Consider the following 15,375-nt stretch of genomic DNA (forward strand, 5'->3'; position numbering starts at 1 on the left):
GGGAGCGAACGGAGTGAGCGACTGAAGCGCGCAGCGAGCGTGCGCCCGCCTCACGGCTGGGGCTTTGGCGGTGTTCGCCGTCGAGTCGCCAACCACGTACAGCCGAGCGACTGGGGCTTTGGAGGAGTCCACCGCCGATCTGCTGGCTGCCATTTATAAACAACCGACTGGACTTCGGAAGAAGTCACCACGAATGACCCCCCAGTAAAGAGCGGTACCGATTTCACGTCACCGAGTGACCGGGAAGGCATGCCGGGACTGTACTACGAGGAGTTTGAGGTCGGCGAGACCATCGAGCACGCGAAGCGACGGACGATAAGCGAGGCCGACAACCAGCGGTTCTGCGACATGACGATGAACCAGCAGCCGCTCCACCTCGACGCCGACTTCGCGGAGGAAACCCAGTTCGGCGAGCGCTTGGTGAACGGGCTCTACACCATGTCGCTCGCGGTCGGGGTCTCCATCCCGGAGACGACCGACGGGACCATCGTCGCGAACCTCTCGTACGACGACGTCGAACACCCGAACCCCGTCTTCCACGGGGACACGATCCGCGCGCGATCGACGGTCACCGACAAGCGGGAGACGAGCGACGGCGAGCGCGGCGTCGTCACCATGCGCGTGGAGGCGTTCAAGGTCGTCGACGGGGACGACGATGTCCTCGTCTGCGAGTTCGAGCGGACGGTGCTCTCCAAGAAGCGGCCGGCGGGAGACGACGGAAGCGACGCGGCCGACGACGCCGACGGCGCCGCGTAACTCCGCCGAACTCAGTCGCTTTCGCCCGCCAACAGCAGCCCGAGGTAGGAGGTCCGGACCTGCTCGTCCGCGTCGAGGCCGAGCCGGTCGAGCGCCTCGACCGCCGCCTCGCGCGCCGCGTCGACCTCGCTTTCCGCCTCGACTTCCCGCTCGATCTCGACGTACTCGTCGAGCCCGGTGACGGCGTCGAGCGTCACCGTGAACCCGTCGTACGACCAGAACTCGCGGCGCTTCTCCACTGTCGCGGCCGGCTCGAAGCCGAGTCCCGACAGGACCGCGGCGAGCGCCTCGCCGTCGTCGACGCCCGTCTCGTGTTCGGTGCGGGTCTTCGAGGCCGCCTCGAGGAGCGGCCCTTTGTAGGTGACCGTCGCCGCCGGGTCGGGCGGCTCCGCCGACGACCCGTCGCCACCTTCCGTCGACGACCCGTCGCCCTCCGCCAGCGGCGTCTCGCGTCGGATCCGGAGCGCCTCGTCGGTCTCGGCGAACTCGCGGTGCGGCGCGTCGTAGTAGGTGTCGCGCTGCCGGCGGGCGTCGACGCGCTCGGCGCCGGCCTCGCGGAGGCGCTCCCGCGTCGCGTCTAGGTCGGCCGGGACTTTGATCTCGACCTCGTACATGCCCGTGGGTGCGGCCGGGGCGTTCATAAGCGGCGCGGGACCGCGCGGGGCGCCGCGCGGTTCCGAGACCGGTCGACGGGACCCGCCCGGCGGCCGTCGCGCGCCTCGAACCGCCGCTGTCTGCCGTTCGTCGGCGGCCTTCGGGCCGAACCGTGCTTCTTAAGGGTGTAACAGGTGACCTTCAGGTATGAGCGATCAGGAGCAAGCGGACGCGGCCGACGAGGCCGAGGAGACCGAGACCGAGACTGACGCCGGCGGACTCGAGGACGGCGACTTCGTCCGCGTCGCGTACACGATCCGAACGGCCGACGACGGCCGCGTCATCGACACGACCGACAAGGAGACGGCCGAGGACGCCGAGATCGATACCGACGAGTACGAGTTCGAGCCCCGAATCATCGCGCTCGGCGCGGGCCACGTGTTCCCCACCGTCGAGGAGGCGTTCGTCGGCGGCGCCGTCGGCGACGAGGGCACGGTCGACGTCCCCGCCGAGGACGCCTTCGGCGAGTACGACCCCGACGAGGTCGAGACGGTCAAGGCCGACAAGATCCCCGAGGACGACCGCTACCCCGGCGCGCAGGTCCAGATCGACAACCAGCAGGGCCACCTCGAGACGATCATCGGCGGCCGCGCCCGCGTCGACTTCAACCACCCGCTGGCCGGCGAGGACCTCGAGTACGAGTACGAGATCCTCGAAGCGATCGACGACCGCGAGGAGCAGGCCGCCGGCATGCTCGGGATGTACCTCCAGGAGGCGCCGGAGGTCCGTATTGAGACGGAGACCGAAGAGGAGGAGACCGTCACCGAGGACGACGACGGCGAGGAGACCGTCGAGACCGAGGAGGTCGAGAAGGACGTCCTCTACGTCACGGCAACGCAGGCGATGCAGATGAACCAGCAGTGGATGTTCCAGAAACAGCAGATCGCGCAGGACCTCATGGACCGCCTCGATCTCGACCGCGTGGTCATCGAGGAAGTCATCGAGGGCGGCGGCATGGGCGGTCTCGGCGGCATGATGGGCGGCATGGGCGGTGCCGGCGCTGGCGACGTCGACATCGAGGAGGCGCTCGAAGACGTCGACGTCGACGCCGACGAGATCGTCGACGAGATCGACGAAGAGTAGTCGACACCGCTTTCCTAGCATCCGATTCTCGCGTTTTTCCTGCCCGGCGAGCGCCCGCTCCGACCGGCGAACGGATCCCTTTTGCCCGGCGGCGCGTCCACACCGAGTATGGAGATCGAACGGGCACGCGAGGACGCGCTCGTGGCCGGTGTCGCGGGCGCGGCGACGGTCGCGATCGCGCTGCTGTCGAGTTTCACCGGCGTCGTCACGGTCGCGACGCTCCCGACGCTGGCGCCGCTCGCCGTGTACGCGCTGTACCTCTTCTCGCGGAAGGGCGGCCCGTACGGGGCCGTTGACACCGCGCGGAACTGGGCGGTCGCGGCGGCCGTCGTCGGCGCGGTTGTCCTCCTCGCGTCCGCCGTGCTGTAGGCTCGAAACGCCAACGAACAGCAGTCTCAGGCGATATCGCGGCTCGTGTCGACAGCGACCTCGTCGGTGAGCTTCAGCTTCAGCGGCTCTTCGAGGGCGGCTCCCCCCCGGAACTTGGGGATCACGAGGCGGTTCACGATTTCGGTCCCGGTGACGGTGGTTCGCAGGTCGAACACCACGTCCGCGACCTGCTCCGTGACGCGTCGCGTCTGGGGGTCCTCGCCGCCGCGGAGCGCGTGGAGCAGCGCGACGCCGCCGGCGTCGTCGATCCGGGACCGTACCCCGTCGAGGAACTCGGCGTACGCCGCCGGGGACGCGCTCTCTTCCAGCGGCTCCACGGAGTCGACGATCAGCGTGGCCTCCTCGGGGAGGTCGTCGGTCAGCGACGCCACCTCGTGGAGGTCGCCGGCGTCGTCCGTGGCCTCGACGGTCGTCTCCTCGTCGCCGTCGCGGCTGAGCGCCGCCGCCACCGCGTCGGCGGACCGGACGGTCGTCAGGTAGCGGCACTGCCGGACCCGGGCGAACCGGTTTACGATGAGTTCGGACTGGCTGTCGGGGTTCGCCTTCAACACGACGACGCTACCGCTCGGGAGCCCTCCGCCGAACTGTCGGTCCAGCACCGAGATCCCAGTCGGAAGCGTCTCCATACGATCGCTGCCGCCTGTGGACGCTTGGGTCTGTCGATGGCGGCTCTCTCGGCCGGTCGCGACCCCGTCGTCCGCCGTTTCGGCGCCGCCGATGGGGGCGATCCTCACGCGATCTGCCACCTGCTCGCGGCCGCGGTCTCGGCGAGTCGCGAGGCGAGGCCGTCGTACGCCCTCCGGACGCCCGGGTCGGACAGCGGGGCGCCCCCGCCGTCCGGAATCGCGCCGAGGACAGGACAGCCGAGCAGCGTCGCCACCCGGTCCGGCACGCTCGTCTCGCCGATCACGACCGCTCCGACCGGCGGGCAGTCGAGTCGGCGGGCGATCGCCGCCGTCTTCGCCGCGTCGCGGAGCGCGGCGCGCCGGAGCGGCGTCGCGATCAGCGCGCGGTCCGCCGCTCGCAGGGGCGCGGCCACGTCCGGCGACGCGCCCGCCGGACTGTCGAGCAACACCGGCGCGCCCTCGGGCGTCATGGCGTCGAGCGCGTCGAACGTCGCACCGGCGTCGACGGACCGCGACGAATCGGGAGCCGCGAGCACAGTCGGTGCCGAGCGACCGGGACGGACCGGCTCCGTCCCGCGGACCGCGTCGAGGACGGTCCGCGCGGCCGCCCCGTCCGCGCGACAGCCGGCGCCGACCGACGGGCCTTCGGCTCCGGATTCCGTCGGGGCCTCAGCATTCTCCGTCGGGCCCTCGGGCCTCGTCTCAGCGGCCAGCCGCGCGAGGTTCGGGAGGTCCCAGTCGGCGTCGGCCGCGACCACCGGCGCGCCGCGCCGCGAGAGCGCGCGGGCGAGCCCGAGGGTGGTCGTCGTCTTTCCGCTTCCGCCCTTGCCGCCGGCGACGGCTATCACGGCGGGGGTGGGTCGGTATCCGGTATAAAAAGTCGGCCGCAGTCGCCGCGCGGTTCGGCACTCGGCCCGCCGCCACAGCGGAGGCGGTCCGTAGTTAGTCCTGACAGCAGCCGCCGGCCTCGCCGCCGAAGTCGACAGCGAGCGGCTCGGAGATGGCCTCGTTGACCGTTTCGAGCGTGTCCTCGAGCTCGTCCTGCGCGTCGAGGTACTCGCTCATCACCGGCATCGAATGGAGCTCGTCTTGCGCCTCCTGGACGCGCTGGAGCCCGTCGTTCGTCGCCTGTCCGGTTTGTCGGGCCTGCATGAACTCCGCGCGCAGCTGCTCGAACTCGTCGATCCGTTCTTGGACTTCCTCGTCGCGCTGGACCGCGGCTCTCGCCTCCTCGAAGCGCTCGTACTCCGGGGTTTCGGCGATCCGCTCGCCGAGCTCTCGACCGAGGTCCTCGATGGAGACCTGTTCGACGCTCATATCCGGACATCGGGGCCGAGCGGTTTGAACCTGCCGGAGCCGGGGCTCGGAGGTGACTTCCGGCGCCCGCTACGCCGTCTGCGACACGACGAACTCGACGACCGCCTCGAGCTCCTGCGGGCCGATGCCGTGGCCGCCCGGGAAGCTCCCGCTCGTGACGGCTGCGCCGACGGCTTCGAGCCGGTCGACGGCCGCCGTCGTCCGCGACTCGGGGATCACCCGGTCGCCGGCGCCGGCCCCGACGAAGACGGGCTTGCCTTCGATCCCGTCAGGATTCAGGTCCGCGTGCGACTCCGCCAGGTAACCGTGGAGCGCGACGACCCACGCGTAGCGGTCAGGGTCTTCCAGCAGGAGCGAGAGGCTCGTGATCGCGCCCTGGCTGAACCCGAGCAGGCCGATCCGGTCGTTGTCGAGCCCGTAGGCGTCGACCGCGGCCTCGACGCTCTCGACGATCAGATCGAGGCTCCGCCGGAAGTCCTCGGTGTCGGGCTGGCTCGACTCCAGTCCGCCCGCGGAGAGGTCGAGTTCGTACCAGGTGTACCCGCCCTGGAGCGGGTCGGGTGCGCGCAGGCTCACGACGTGGTGGTCGTCCGGCAGCTCGGCGGCGACCGGGAGCAGGTCCTCCTCGTCCGCCCCGCGGCCGTGGAGGACGAAGACGGCCGGCGCGGGCTCGCTGTCGGGACTGTCGTCGGGCGCGACGTGGACGTGCTCGAGCGGAATGTCGGTCATCGGCCGCCGGTTGGCGGGGACGGCCGTTAGGTCCGTCGGCCGCGGCAGGCACACGAGGACGCTCGGCGAGAGCGAACACCGGCCGACGCCGTTGACCCCGGAGCTAGTAACCGGGAGGGGTTACACCACCCGTTGCCGAACGCGCCGTTTAACCGTCCTGCCGCATAATTCGCTCGATATGAGCGGCTCCACGGAGGGCGACCTCACGAAGACGGGGATGGCCCTGAAACACGACCGCGAGTGGGACTACGAACTCGACCGAATTCTCGAGGCCATCGAGGAGCGCGACGCCTCGAAGGTCGGTCTTCAATTTCCCGAGGGGCTCAAGCGCCGCGGTCCGAAGGTTGCCGACGACCTCCGTGAGGTCGCGCCCGACGACGTCACCTTCATGCTCTCCGGGCAGCCCTGCTACGGCGCCTGTGACCTCGACACGTACCTGATGCGCCGGACGGACGTGTTCGTCCACTTCGGCCACACGCCGATGAAGGAGTCCGACAGCATCGTCTACGTCCCGCTGTTCTCGAACGTCGACCCCTTCCCGATCATGGAGGACGCGCTCGACGAGGAGCTGACTCCCCCCGAGGAGGACGCCGACGTCGGGCTCGTCACGACGGCCCAGCACATGAACCGGTTCGAGGAGATGACCGACTGGCTCGAGGAGCGCGGCTACGAGGTCCACACCCGCCGGGGCGACGACCGCCTCACCAAGGAGGGGCAGGTGCTCGGCTGTAACTACGCCTCCGCGGACATCGACGCCGAGCAGGTGCTGTACGTCGGCGGCGGGAAGTTCCACCCGGTCGGGCTCGCGATGGAGCACCCGGACAAGCGCGTCGTCATCGCGGACCCCGTCAACAACGCGGTGTCGGTCGCGGAACACGACCAGTTCCTCAAGCAGCGCTACGCCTCGGTCCACAAGGCGATGGACGCCGAGAAGTGGGGCGTCATCTTCTGTACGAAGATCGGCCAGGGCCGTTGGGAGAAGGCCCAGGAGATCGTCGACAACAACGAGAACGCCTACCTGATCACGATGGACGAGGTGACACCGGACCGCCTGCGGAACTTCGACATGGACGCGTTCGTCAACACCGGCTGCCCCCGGATCACGACTGACGACGGTCCGCGGTTCCACAAGCCGATGCTGACCCCCGGCGAGTACGAGGCCGCCATCGGCGAGAAGCCGCTCGACTCGATCGAGTTCGACACGTTCCACGACACCTGGTAAGGCCGCGGACCTCCGGTCCGACTCGTTCAGACGCACTCTCTTCTCACGAGATCGTTCGCCGAATTTTCTCGCGACCACTCGCCGGATCCTCCGCCCTTTTGGGGAAGCGACCCGTCATTTCGATCGATGACGACGAACGACGGCCACATCTCCACCACGCACATCGGTAGCCTGCCGCGACCGCCGGAACTGCTCGACCTGCTCACCCGCCGCCAGGACGGCGAGTCGGTCGATCCCGACGAGTGGGACGAGACGGTCGCGGACGCGACCCGCGACGTCGTCGATCGACAGGTCGAGACCGGCCTCGACGCGATCAACAACGGCGAGCAGTCCCGCGTCTCGTTCAACTGGTACGTCGCCGACCGGCTGAGCGGCATCGACGGGAAGCGGGAGACCGAGCTGTGGGCCGATCTTCAGGAGTTCCCCTCCTACGCCGAGGAGACCTTCAAGACCGACGTGATCGACCTCTCGATGCACCCGGTCGTCACCGAGGCGGTCGAGTACACGGGGCGCGAGGAGGCGCAGGCGGAGATAGACGAGTTCACCGACGCGCTCGCGGCCGCGGGCCGCGACGTCGACGACGCGTTCATGACCGCGGCGTCGCCGAGCGTCGTCACCGCCACGCACGTCGACGACCACTACGACGACTACGAGGAGTACCTGTTCGCGGTCGCCGAGGCGATGAAGACCGAGTACGAGCTCGTCGCCGATGCCGGCCTCACGCTCCAGATCGACGCCCCCGAACTGCTGACGGTCGGCCACACCGCGGCGTACGCGGACGAGCCGCTGGCGGCCGCGAAGGACGCGACGCGGCTCCACGTCGAGGCGCTCAACGAGGCGCTCGCGAACGTGCCCGCCGAGCAGGTCCGCCTCCACACGTGCTGGGGCAGCTACGAGGGACCCCATCATCTCGACACCGACCTCGCCGAGATGCTGCCGCTGATCTACGAGGCGGACATCACCGGGCTCAGCGTCGAGCAGGCGAACCCGCGCCACCAGCACGAGTACCGCGCGTTCGCCGAACACCCTCTCCCCGACGGGTGGACGCTCATCCCCGGCGTCGTCGACGTGAAGACGAACATCATCGACCACCCGGAGACGATCGCCGACCGGCTGGAGCGCGTCGCGGACGCGGTCGACGACGGCACGCCGCTCGTCGCCGCGCCCGACTGCGGCTTCGGCACGCAGGCCGGCCTCGGCATGGTTGACCCCGAGATCGCGTGGGCGAAGCTCGAAGCGCTCGTCGAGGGCGCCGAGATCGCGAGCGACCGGATCGCCTGAGCGGACCGCGTGCGACGCCGCGAACCGGTTCTCCGACTGACGTTTTCCCGCTAACGTTTATCACCCAAGCGGACGGGCGTTCAGAGAGGGTTCTCCGCGATGGCAACTCCCGGAAGTACGATCGCCGTCGTCCTCCTCGCGAGTACGCGGGACCGAGCGGCGGAGCTGAAGGCGTCGCTTGAGCGCGCCGCCGACCGCTTCGCCGTCGAACCGGTCGCGGCGGTCGACGCGGCCATGGATATCCTCCGGAACTCGCCGGTCGACTGTCTGGTGGCGGTCGGTCGGCCCGCAGAACCGACCGGCCTCCCCGCCGTCGAGGCGGTCCGCGACGAACACCCGTCTCTCCCGATCGTGTTCTGCCCCGCCGAGCCGCTCGACGCGCCGGCCGTGGCTGAGGCGTTCGAGGCGGGTGCCACTGACGTCGCCCGGGCGCACGCCAACTCTAACCGAACGCCGGTTCTCGTCCACCGGATCTCGAACGCCGTCGCGTCCGCCCGCGCCGTCGCGGAGGCGGAGCGACAGCACGACCGCCTTGAGGGGTTCGTTCACGGCGTCTCGCACGACCTGCGAAACCCCCTCAACGTCGCGCAGGGGCGGCTCGAAATGGCGCGAAGCGAGGGCGACCTCGACCACGTCGAGACCGCGGCGTCCGCGGTCGACCGGACGCTCGAACTGATAACCGACCTGTTGACGCTCGCGAAGCAGGGCGAGCGGCCGGGGGAGCTCGAACCGGTCGAGCTGTCCGCCCTCGCGGACGAGTGCTGGGCGAACGTCGCGAGCGGCGACGCGACGCTCGTCGTCGACACCGACCGCCGGATACTCGCGGACAGAGGCCGACTGAAGCGCTTGTTCGAGAACCTATTCCGAAATGCTGTCGACCACGGCGGCGAGGACGTGACCGTCGTCGTCGGCGACATCTCCCCCATGTACACGACGACGCGCGCCGGCGCCGTCCTCCCGTCCGGGTTCTTCGTGGCGGACGACGGCCCGGGGATTCCCCCAGAGGAGCGCGAGCGCGTGTTCGAGGTGGGGTACACGACGGACGCGAACGGAACAGGGTTCGGCCTCAACATCGTCAACGAGGTCGCCAGCGCTCACGGATGGGAGGTCGCCGTCTCGAAGGGCTCGCGTGGCGGCGCTAGGTTCGAGATAACTGGTGTCGAGTACGACGACTGACCCGGCCGAGGCCGACGCACGAACTCGTCGGGGCCGACGCACGACCTCGCCGGAGTCAGTCCATCCGCGCGGCCCGCTCGACGTACTCCACCGCCGCCGCGGGCGAGTCGACCGCCTCGACGCCGTCGACGTCGTGGGTGTCGAGGCCGGCCACCGGACGCCCCTGCGCGAGCGCGAGCCCGATCTCCGAGAGCGTGCCGCCCGCGCCGTCGACCGCAATCGTGGCGTCGCCGTTCATGACGACGAGCGCGTTGCGCGCGTGACCCATCCCGGTCGCGATCGGCACCGTGACGTGCGGGTTCGCGTCTCGTCGGTCGTCCGTCGGCAGGACCCCGATCGTCTCGCCGTCGGCTGCGCGGGCGCCGCGACAGACGGCCTCCATGACGCCGCCGAGACCGCCGCAGACGACGACGTGGCCGCGCTCCGCGAGCCGCTCGCCGAGGGCCTCCGCGACCGCCGCCGTCTGCTCGTCGATCGAACTGCCGCCGATGACGCTGACGCGCATGCCTCGCACCTCGGCCGGCCGGTAGGTAAAACCGACCGATAGGAGACCGGTTACGGCGGAGCAAGGCCGCAACGAACCAATTCTCGGCGCTGAAACCGCCACTGAAACCCTTATCCCTGCCCGCCGCGAATGAGGCCTATGACGTACGATACCGTCGTGTTCGACAACGACGGTGTCCTCGTGGGCCGCACGCGCTTCGACGTGCTCCGGGATGCGACCCGGAACGCGTTCGAGGAGTGCGGCGTCGAGGAGCCCGATCCGGACGACGTAGAGCAGATGACCATCGGTGCGACCCCCGGCAGCGTCGGCACCGTCTGTCAGACGTACGACCTCGATCCGGGGTCGTTCTGGCGGACGCGCGACGACGTGGTGTCGCGAGCGCAACAGCAGGAGGCCCGCGAGGGGCGCAAGACCCCCTACGACGACCTCGACGAGCTCCAGGACCTCGACGTCCAGATGGGGATCGTCTCGTCGAACCAGCAGGCGACCGTCGACTTCCTCGTCGACCACTTCGACGGCTTCGACCGCATGGGCGCCGCGTACGGCCGCGAGCCCACGATCCACTCGCTCCAGCTCCGCAAGCCGAACCCCCACTACATCGAGCAGGCGCTCGGCGATCTCGACGCGGGCAACGCCCTGTTCGTCGGCGACAACGAGTCGGACGTGCGCGCGGCCGAGAACGCGGGGATCGACTCGGCGTTCATCCGCCGCCCCCACCGCCGCGACTGGGAGCTGAACGTCTGGCCGACCTGGGAGATCGAGCGGCTCTCCGACCTCCACGACATCGTGGAGTGAGGCCGCGTTCTTCCCGCGTACTTCACATTCCGGCAGCGACGCGTCGGCCCCTTCAGCGACGGGTCGGCCGCGTCGACAGCGACGCGTCGGCCGCGTCGACAGCGACGCGTCAACACCGTTGGCAGCGACCCGGCGGCGGGTGATGAAGCGTTTAAATCGGATGGGGCGTAACTCGCTTCCGTGACCGACTCGCCCCCGTGGGCCGACCTCTTCGGCCATCCCGAACCCTACCCCGAACAGGCCGACGGCATCGACGCCGCCGTCGACGCCGCCGAGGACGGCGGCTTCCTCGCACTGGAGGGCGCCTGCGGGACGGGGAAGACGATGCTCGCGCTCACCGCCGGGCTCGACCGCGTCCGCGACCCGGACTCAGACTTCGAGCGCGTCTTCGTTCTCACCAGCGTCAAACAGCAGTTACGCCAGTTCGAGACGGACCTGCGCACCATCAACGACGACCTCCCGAGCGACTACGATCCCGTCTCCGGACTCACCCTCGTCGGCAAGGCGGACGTCTGTCCGTACGCGCGGGAGAACCGCGGCGGGATCGACCGCGAGAACGTGTACGAGCGCTGCGAGGGGCTCCGCGAGCGCACCCGCAACCTCGTCGGCGACGGCGGCGCGACGACGACCTCGAACCTCGTGAGCGAGGCGCGGAGCCAGCAGGTCGGGCTCATGGACTCCGGCTCCGCAGCGAGCGGCGCGTCCGGGACGGACGACGCGTCCGACGAGGGCGGCGCGCCGGCGGCCGACTACCTCTCCGTCGACGGGGAGCCGACCCCGTACCGCCCCGACACCGAGGAGTACGACGACGTCGAGTTCTGCCCGTTCTACGCCGGCTTCCTCGACGACCTCCCCGACGACGGCGACCCCGCGGAGGCGGTCCCGTTCGACGTCACCGAACTCGGCCACGTCGACGCCGACGAGCTCGTCCGGCTCGCGGCGGGCCACGGCTCCTGTCCCCACTCGATCATGGGCGCGCTCGTGCCCGAGGTCGAGGTCGTCATCGGCAACTACTATCACGCGTTCGACCCCGTGACGACCGGGACGTTCACCGGCGCGCTGTTGGACGACTCCACGTTCGTCGTCTGCGACGAGGCGCACATGCTCGAACCGCGAGTTCGCGACCTCGTGAGCGACGCCGTCGCGGACGCGAGCCTCCGCGACGCGGAGAACGAGCTCACTCGCGTCGTCCAGCCGCTCTCGTTCGAGTCGGCGGGCGCGGAGTCCGACGACGCCGCCTTGGTCCGCGGCGAGCTGGAGGACGCGGACGTGACGATCGAGGAGATCGAGGCCGTCCGGGAGTTCTACGCCGACCTCCGCGGCGAGCTCGACCGGCGCGTGACTGCGCACCTCGACCGCGAGCGCCCGGACTGGCGGGCGTCGATGCGCGAGCTCGACGATACGGAGATCCCGCTCCGCGACCCCGAGGAGCCGGGCGAAGACGAGATCACGGCGTGGGCCGACGACGAGGGGTACGAAGAACGGGTTTGGGCGCGCGCCGAGCAGGTCGGCGCGGTCGTCAAGCGCGTGCTCGACTCGCTGGAGGACGAGGACAAACAGCGCGCGACGCCGGGCGTCGGCCGCACCCTCAACGCCTGGTACCGCGAGGGCCACACCGACTTCTTCCGGGCGATCGAGCTCGAACGTACGTTCGACGAGACGGAGCCGCCGGACTCGTGGCGGCGGGCGTACAACGCGCGCCTCGCGCTCCACAACTGCCTGCCAAGCGAGCCGATCGGCGACCGGCTGGCCGAGTTCGGCGGCGGCGTGCTCATGAGCGCGACGCTGGAGCCGATGGACCTGTTCCGGGAGGTGACCGGGCTCGACCACCTGGCGGAGCGCGGGCGCCCGGTCGTCGAGCGGACGTACGGGCTCTCCTTCCCCGAGGAGAACCGCGCGAGCCTCGCGGTCGACGCGCCGAAGTTCACCCACCAGAACCGCGGCGCGCCGGACGAGGAGAACCCGACGCGGCTCGCACACCTCGACGCGACGGCCGCGATCGCGCGCCGCGACGGCAACGTCCTCGTCGGGACTCCGAGCTACGCGGAGGCGACGTGGATGGCCGAGGAGCTCTCTGACCGCCTCGACAAGCCGGTCCTCTTAGACGAGTCCACCGGCGACCGCGAGACGGAGTCGCTGAAAGACGACTTCTTCGCGGGCGACGGGAAGGTGCTGGTGACGAGCCTCCGCGGGACGCTCACGGAGGGCGTCGACTACCGCGGCGACCGCCTCTCCGCCGCCGTCGTCTGCGGCGTCCCGATCATCAACACGGCCCAACCGCAGACCCGCGCGGTGATCACCGCCTACGACCGCCGGTTCGAGTCGGGCTTCGAGACGGCGCTCACCGTCCCCGCTGTGCGAAAGGCCCGACAGGCAGTCGGCCGCGTCATCCGCGGGCCGGACGAGCGCGGCGTCCGCGTGCTGCTCGACGCCCGCTACGCGCGCGACTCGTGGAACGGCGTCCGTGAGTACCTGCCCGAACACGAACGCGAGGAGTACCAGCCGGTGAGCCCGGACATGCTGGAGGTCGCGCTCGACCGGTTCGAGTCCAAGGCTCCCGCGACGAGCGAGTGAGCGCGGGTCCGCCTACCGCCGGATAACGGCGCGTTACTCGCCGGTAGGCGGCTTGTAACTATGCGGGTATACGACGTGTCGAACGTATGGACGCCGTCTCTCGGAACGAACGGTATCACCTCGTCTGCCGCGAGTGCTCGGTCGAACACCTGTCCGACGCGCTGGACGACGCCGACGCGCTCCGGCGCGAGCACGTCGACGAGACCGGGCACCGCGTCGCCGTCGATCGGGTGGAGTGACGATCGGCTCGGCGACGACGCCGGCGAGTCGCCCCGCGTTCAGCCGGCGGTGCGGTCGGTCGACGCTGCGTTCAGACGACGTTCGAGTCGATGTCACGCGGGAAGTTGGTGAGCCGCTCCGTCCCCGACTCGGTGATCGCGACCGTGTCGGAGTGGCGGTAGCCGAACTCGTCGGTGTAGATCCCCGGTTCGATCGTGTACACGTGCCCGGGCGCCATCACGGCGTCGTCGCCGTCGTAGCGCTCGTCCCAGCCGCGGTCGATGTACGGCGGCTCGTGGGCGCCCAGCCCGATGTTGTGGCCGACGTGGTGCTGCGCGAGGTCGGTCACGCCCTGCTCCTCGAAGTACTCCCAAACGACCTCGTCGACCTCGGCCACCGGCACGCCCGGGCCCAGGGCGTCGATGGCGAGCGTCTGCGCCTCCAGCATGAGCTCGAAGTAGTGCTCCTGCTCGTCGGAGTAGTCGCCGACGAACATCGTCCGCTCTAACTCCGAACGGTAGCCGTCGACGTTCGCCGTTGCGCCGGTGACCAGCACGTCGCCCTCGGAGAGCCGCTCGTTCGGGGTGTGGCCGTGCGGGAGCGCGGTCTCCTCGCCGGAGATGTAGCCGGCGTGGACCGGCCCGTCGCCGCGGACGCGGACGCTGTACGAATCGCCGAGCGTGTCGAGCATGGCGCGGGAGGCGTCGGTCGACGCGCGCTGCGAGACGGTCGCCGGGTGCGCGCCCGGCTCGGAGAAGTCCGCGAGGTAGCGGTGGCCGAGGTTCGCCCACTTCGCGGACTCGCGGATCAACTCGACCTCGGCGTCGGACTTCGCCCAGCGCATCCGGTCGACCCACGACTGCGTCTCGACATCGAGGTACTCGGAGAAGGCAGGTCCCTCGTACCCCATCACGCCCGGCGGGCCGTCCGCGTCGGCGGCGATCGCATCGGCGCCGAGCCCGTTCAGCATCTCGACGGCGACCGAGACGGGTTCGCCGCCGGGGTAATCGAAGTAGTGATGGACGGCGTCGATCCGCGGATTGGGCTCGACCCGCTCGACCTCCAGTCTCGGAACCGTGATCTCGACGCGGTCGTCGGTGACCGCGAGGACGACCGGGCGCTCCGTCTGGATGTGGTGGAAGCCGGTGAGGTACTCTATCGCCGTCGCGCCGACCCAGGTCGCGGCGTCGGCGTCGGTGTCGGCGAGCCGGTCTCGGACCGCGGCGAGCCGGTCCGTGAAGGCCGACTCTGGAAGTCGCGTGGCCATGGCTCAGGATACGGGAACGCGCGGATAAACGGTCGGGTAGCGGAACGCGGGGACGCCCTACTCAGTTCTCGCGGCGGGCGAACGCGAGGTTGCCGGAGACGTTCTTGATGTACGCCGTCACGGTCTCGCCCTCCTGCGCGCCGGGGACGAAGATCGTGTACTCGCCGCGCTCGGCGACGCCGTCGCCCTTGCGGCCGGTGCCGACGATCTCGAGCTCGTACGTGTTGCCCGACTCGACGGCGTCCTCCTGCCGCTGGGTGTTGGAGGTGTTCTGCTTCGCCACCGGTCGGAACGCCCCGCAGGCCTCACAGCGGAGCATCGGCGTCCGGTTCTCGGTCTCCAGTCGCGTGTCTGGGAGGCCGCACTCCGAGCAGGTGACGAACGACTCGATGTATGAGTCGATCGCGGCCTGGAAGTCGCGCTCGCGGAAGTTCCCGCTGTAGCGCGCGCGGCCGTCCTCGTACTGGCCCGCGGTCCCCAGCTCCTGCTGGATCTTCGAGTGGACGTGTTCTGGGTCGCGGCTCAGGGCGTCGGCGATTCCGGAGAGGTTCGTCAGGCGGGTGAACGCCCCGTCCTTCTGCCATTCCGGGTCCGGGACCGACAGCCGCTCGTCGGAGCCGCCCAGATCCGGTACCTCATCCATCGCGCGGTCGAGGCTCGATTCGTAATCCATACGCGAGGAAACGACAGCGCGACGGAAATCGCTTCCGGGTTCGGAGTCGATGGCGGTTTCGAACGGAGAGCAGCGTCGCTAGGAGGGTAGCAGTCGGCCAGGAGTCGT

Annotated in this window: 17 protein-coding genes; 9 read left to right on the forward strand and 8 right to left on the reverse strand. The window is 69.9% G+C overall.

Features of this window, described 5'->3' with window-relative positions:
* Positions 1–249: 249 nt before the first annotated feature.
* On the forward strand, positions 250–756 hold the full coding sequence (locus ACOZ35_RS01610; protein ID WP_424014748.1) for a MaoC family dehydratase: 507 nt from the start codon (positions 250–252) through the stop codon (positions 754–756).
* An 11-nt stretch (positions 757–767) separates the two neighbouring features.
* Here the strand turns inward: ACOZ35_RS01610 and cyaB are convergent, their stop codons facing one another.
* Complete coding sequence (gene cyaB / locus ACOZ35_RS01615; protein WP_424014749.1) at positions 768–1,370, reverse strand: class IV adenylate cyclase; 603 nt, start codon at positions 1,368–1,370, stop codon at positions 768–770.
* A 187-nt stretch (positions 1,371–1,557) separates the two neighbouring features.
* Here cyaB and ACOZ35_RS01620 point away from each other — a divergent pair, with 187 nt between their 5' ends.
* Entirely contained in the window at positions 1,558–2,493 is a 936-nt protein-coding gene (locus ACOZ35_RS01620) for an FKBP-type peptidyl-prolyl cis-trans isomerase (RefSeq protein ID WP_424014750.1), read from the forward strand.
* 108 nt (positions 2,494–2,601) lie between these two features.
* A complete protein-coding gene (locus ACOZ35_RS01625; RefSeq protein ID WP_424014751.1) occupies positions 2,602–2,862 on the forward strand; it encodes a hypothetical protein in 261 nt (86 codons plus the stop codon).
* 26 nt (positions 2,863–2,888) lie between these two features.
* On the opposite strand, the gene ACOZ35_RS01630 is transcribed toward ACOZ35_RS01625, so the two are convergent.
* From ACOZ35_RS01630 to ACOZ35_RS01645, 4 genes are all read right to left on the reverse strand, one after another.
* Positions 2,889–3,509, reverse strand: a complete 621-nt coding sequence (locus ACOZ35_RS01630; RefSeq protein ID WP_424014752.1) for an RAD55 family ATPase — start codon at positions 3,507–3,509, stop codon at positions 2,889–2,891.
* A 104-nt stretch (positions 3,510–3,613) separates the two neighbouring features.
* Positions 3,614–4,357, reverse strand: a complete 744-nt coding sequence (locus tag ACOZ35_RS01635; RefSeq protein ID WP_424014753.1) for a MinD/ParA family ATP-binding protein — start codon at positions 4,355–4,357, stop codon at positions 3,614–3,616.
* 94 nt (positions 4,358–4,451) lie between these two features.
* Positions 4,452–4,826, reverse strand: coding sequence for a YlbF family regulator (locus ACOZ35_RS01640; RefSeq protein ID WP_424014754.1), 375 nt, complete (start codon positions 4,824–4,826; stop codon positions 4,452–4,454).
* 69 nt (positions 4,827–4,895) lie between these two features.
* Positions 4,896–5,555 (reverse strand): alpha/beta hydrolase, encoded by a 660-nt coding sequence (locus tag ACOZ35_RS01645; RefSeq protein WP_424014755.1) that lies wholly within the window; start codon positions 5,553–5,555, stop codon positions 4,896–4,898.
* 178 nt (positions 5,556–5,733) lie between these two features.
* Here ACOZ35_RS01645 and dph2 point away from each other — a divergent pair, with 178 nt between their 5' ends.
* From dph2 to ACOZ35_RS01660, 3 genes are all read left to right on the forward strand, one after another.
* On the forward strand, positions 5,734–6,777 hold the full coding sequence (gene dph2 / locus ACOZ35_RS01650) for a diphthamide biosynthesis enzyme Dph2 (RefSeq protein WP_424014756.1): 1,044 nt from the start codon (positions 5,734–5,736) through the stop codon (positions 6,775–6,777).
* A 126-nt stretch (positions 6,778–6,903) separates the two neighbouring features.
* The gene (locus tag ACOZ35_RS01655; RefSeq protein WP_424014757.1) at positions 6,904–8,058 is read left to right on the forward strand and encodes a methionine synthase; all 1,155 of its coding nucleotides are present in this window, start codon (positions 6,904–6,906) and stop codon (positions 8,056–8,058) included.
* A 99-nt stretch (positions 8,059–8,157) separates the two neighbouring features.
* Complete coding sequence (locus ACOZ35_RS01660) at positions 8,158–9,234, forward strand: ATP-binding protein (RefSeq protein ID WP_424014758.1); 1,077 nt, start codon at positions 8,158–8,160, stop codon at positions 9,232–9,234.
* Positions 9,235–9,289: 55 nt separating this feature from the next.
* On the opposite strand, the gene ACOZ35_RS01665 is transcribed toward ACOZ35_RS01660, so the two are convergent.
* The gene (locus tag ACOZ35_RS01665) at positions 9,290–9,739 is read right to left on the reverse strand and encodes a TIGR00725 family protein (protein ID WP_424014759.1); all 450 of its coding nucleotides are present in this window, start codon (positions 9,737–9,739) and stop codon (positions 9,290–9,292) included.
* 138 nt (positions 9,740–9,877) lie between these two features.
* Between ACOZ35_RS01665 and ACOZ35_RS01670 the strand changes: the two genes are divergently transcribed.
* From ACOZ35_RS01670 to ACOZ35_RS01680, 3 genes are all read left to right on the forward strand, one after another.
* On the forward strand, positions 9,878–10,534 hold the full coding sequence (locus ACOZ35_RS01670) for an HAD family hydrolase (RefSeq protein WP_424014760.1): 657 nt from the start codon (positions 9,878–9,880) through the stop codon (positions 10,532–10,534).
* A 180-nt stretch (positions 10,535–10,714) separates the two neighbouring features.
* Complete coding sequence (locus ACOZ35_RS01675; protein WP_424014761.1) at positions 10,715–13,108, forward strand: ATP-dependent DNA helicase; 2,394 nt, start codon at positions 10,715–10,717, stop codon at positions 13,106–13,108.
* A gap of 86 nt (positions 13,109–13,194) precedes the next feature.
* A complete protein-coding gene (locus ACOZ35_RS01680) occupies positions 13,195–13,347 on the forward strand; it encodes a hypothetical protein (protein WP_424014762.1) in 153 nt (50 codons plus the stop codon).
* A 71-nt stretch (positions 13,348–13,418) separates the two neighbouring features.
* Here ACOZ35_RS01680 and ACOZ35_RS01685 read toward each other — a convergent pair whose 3' ends face one another.
* Together ACOZ35_RS01685 and ACOZ35_RS01690 are read right to left on the reverse strand one after the other, a co-directional pair.
* Positions 13,419–14,594 carry a M24 family metallopeptidase gene (locus ACOZ35_RS01685; protein ID WP_424014763.1) on the reverse strand — a complete coding sequence of 392 codons (1,176 nt, stop codon included), beginning with the start codon at positions 14,592–14,594 and terminating at the stop codon, positions 13,419–13,421.
* A 61-nt stretch (positions 14,595–14,655) separates the two neighbouring features.
* Complete coding sequence (locus ACOZ35_RS01690) at positions 14,656–15,267, reverse strand: translation initiation factor IF-2 subunit beta (protein ID WP_008445717.1); 612 nt, start codon at positions 15,265–15,267, stop codon at positions 14,656–14,658.
* Between the last annotated feature and the right edge of the window lie 108 nt (positions 15,268–15,375).

It is taken from the genome of Halorubrum xinjiangense (assembly GCF_049604745.1).
Taxonomy (GTDB): Archaea; Halobacteriota; Halobacteria; order Halobacteriales; family Haloferacaceae; genus Halorubrum; species Halorubrum xinjiangense_A.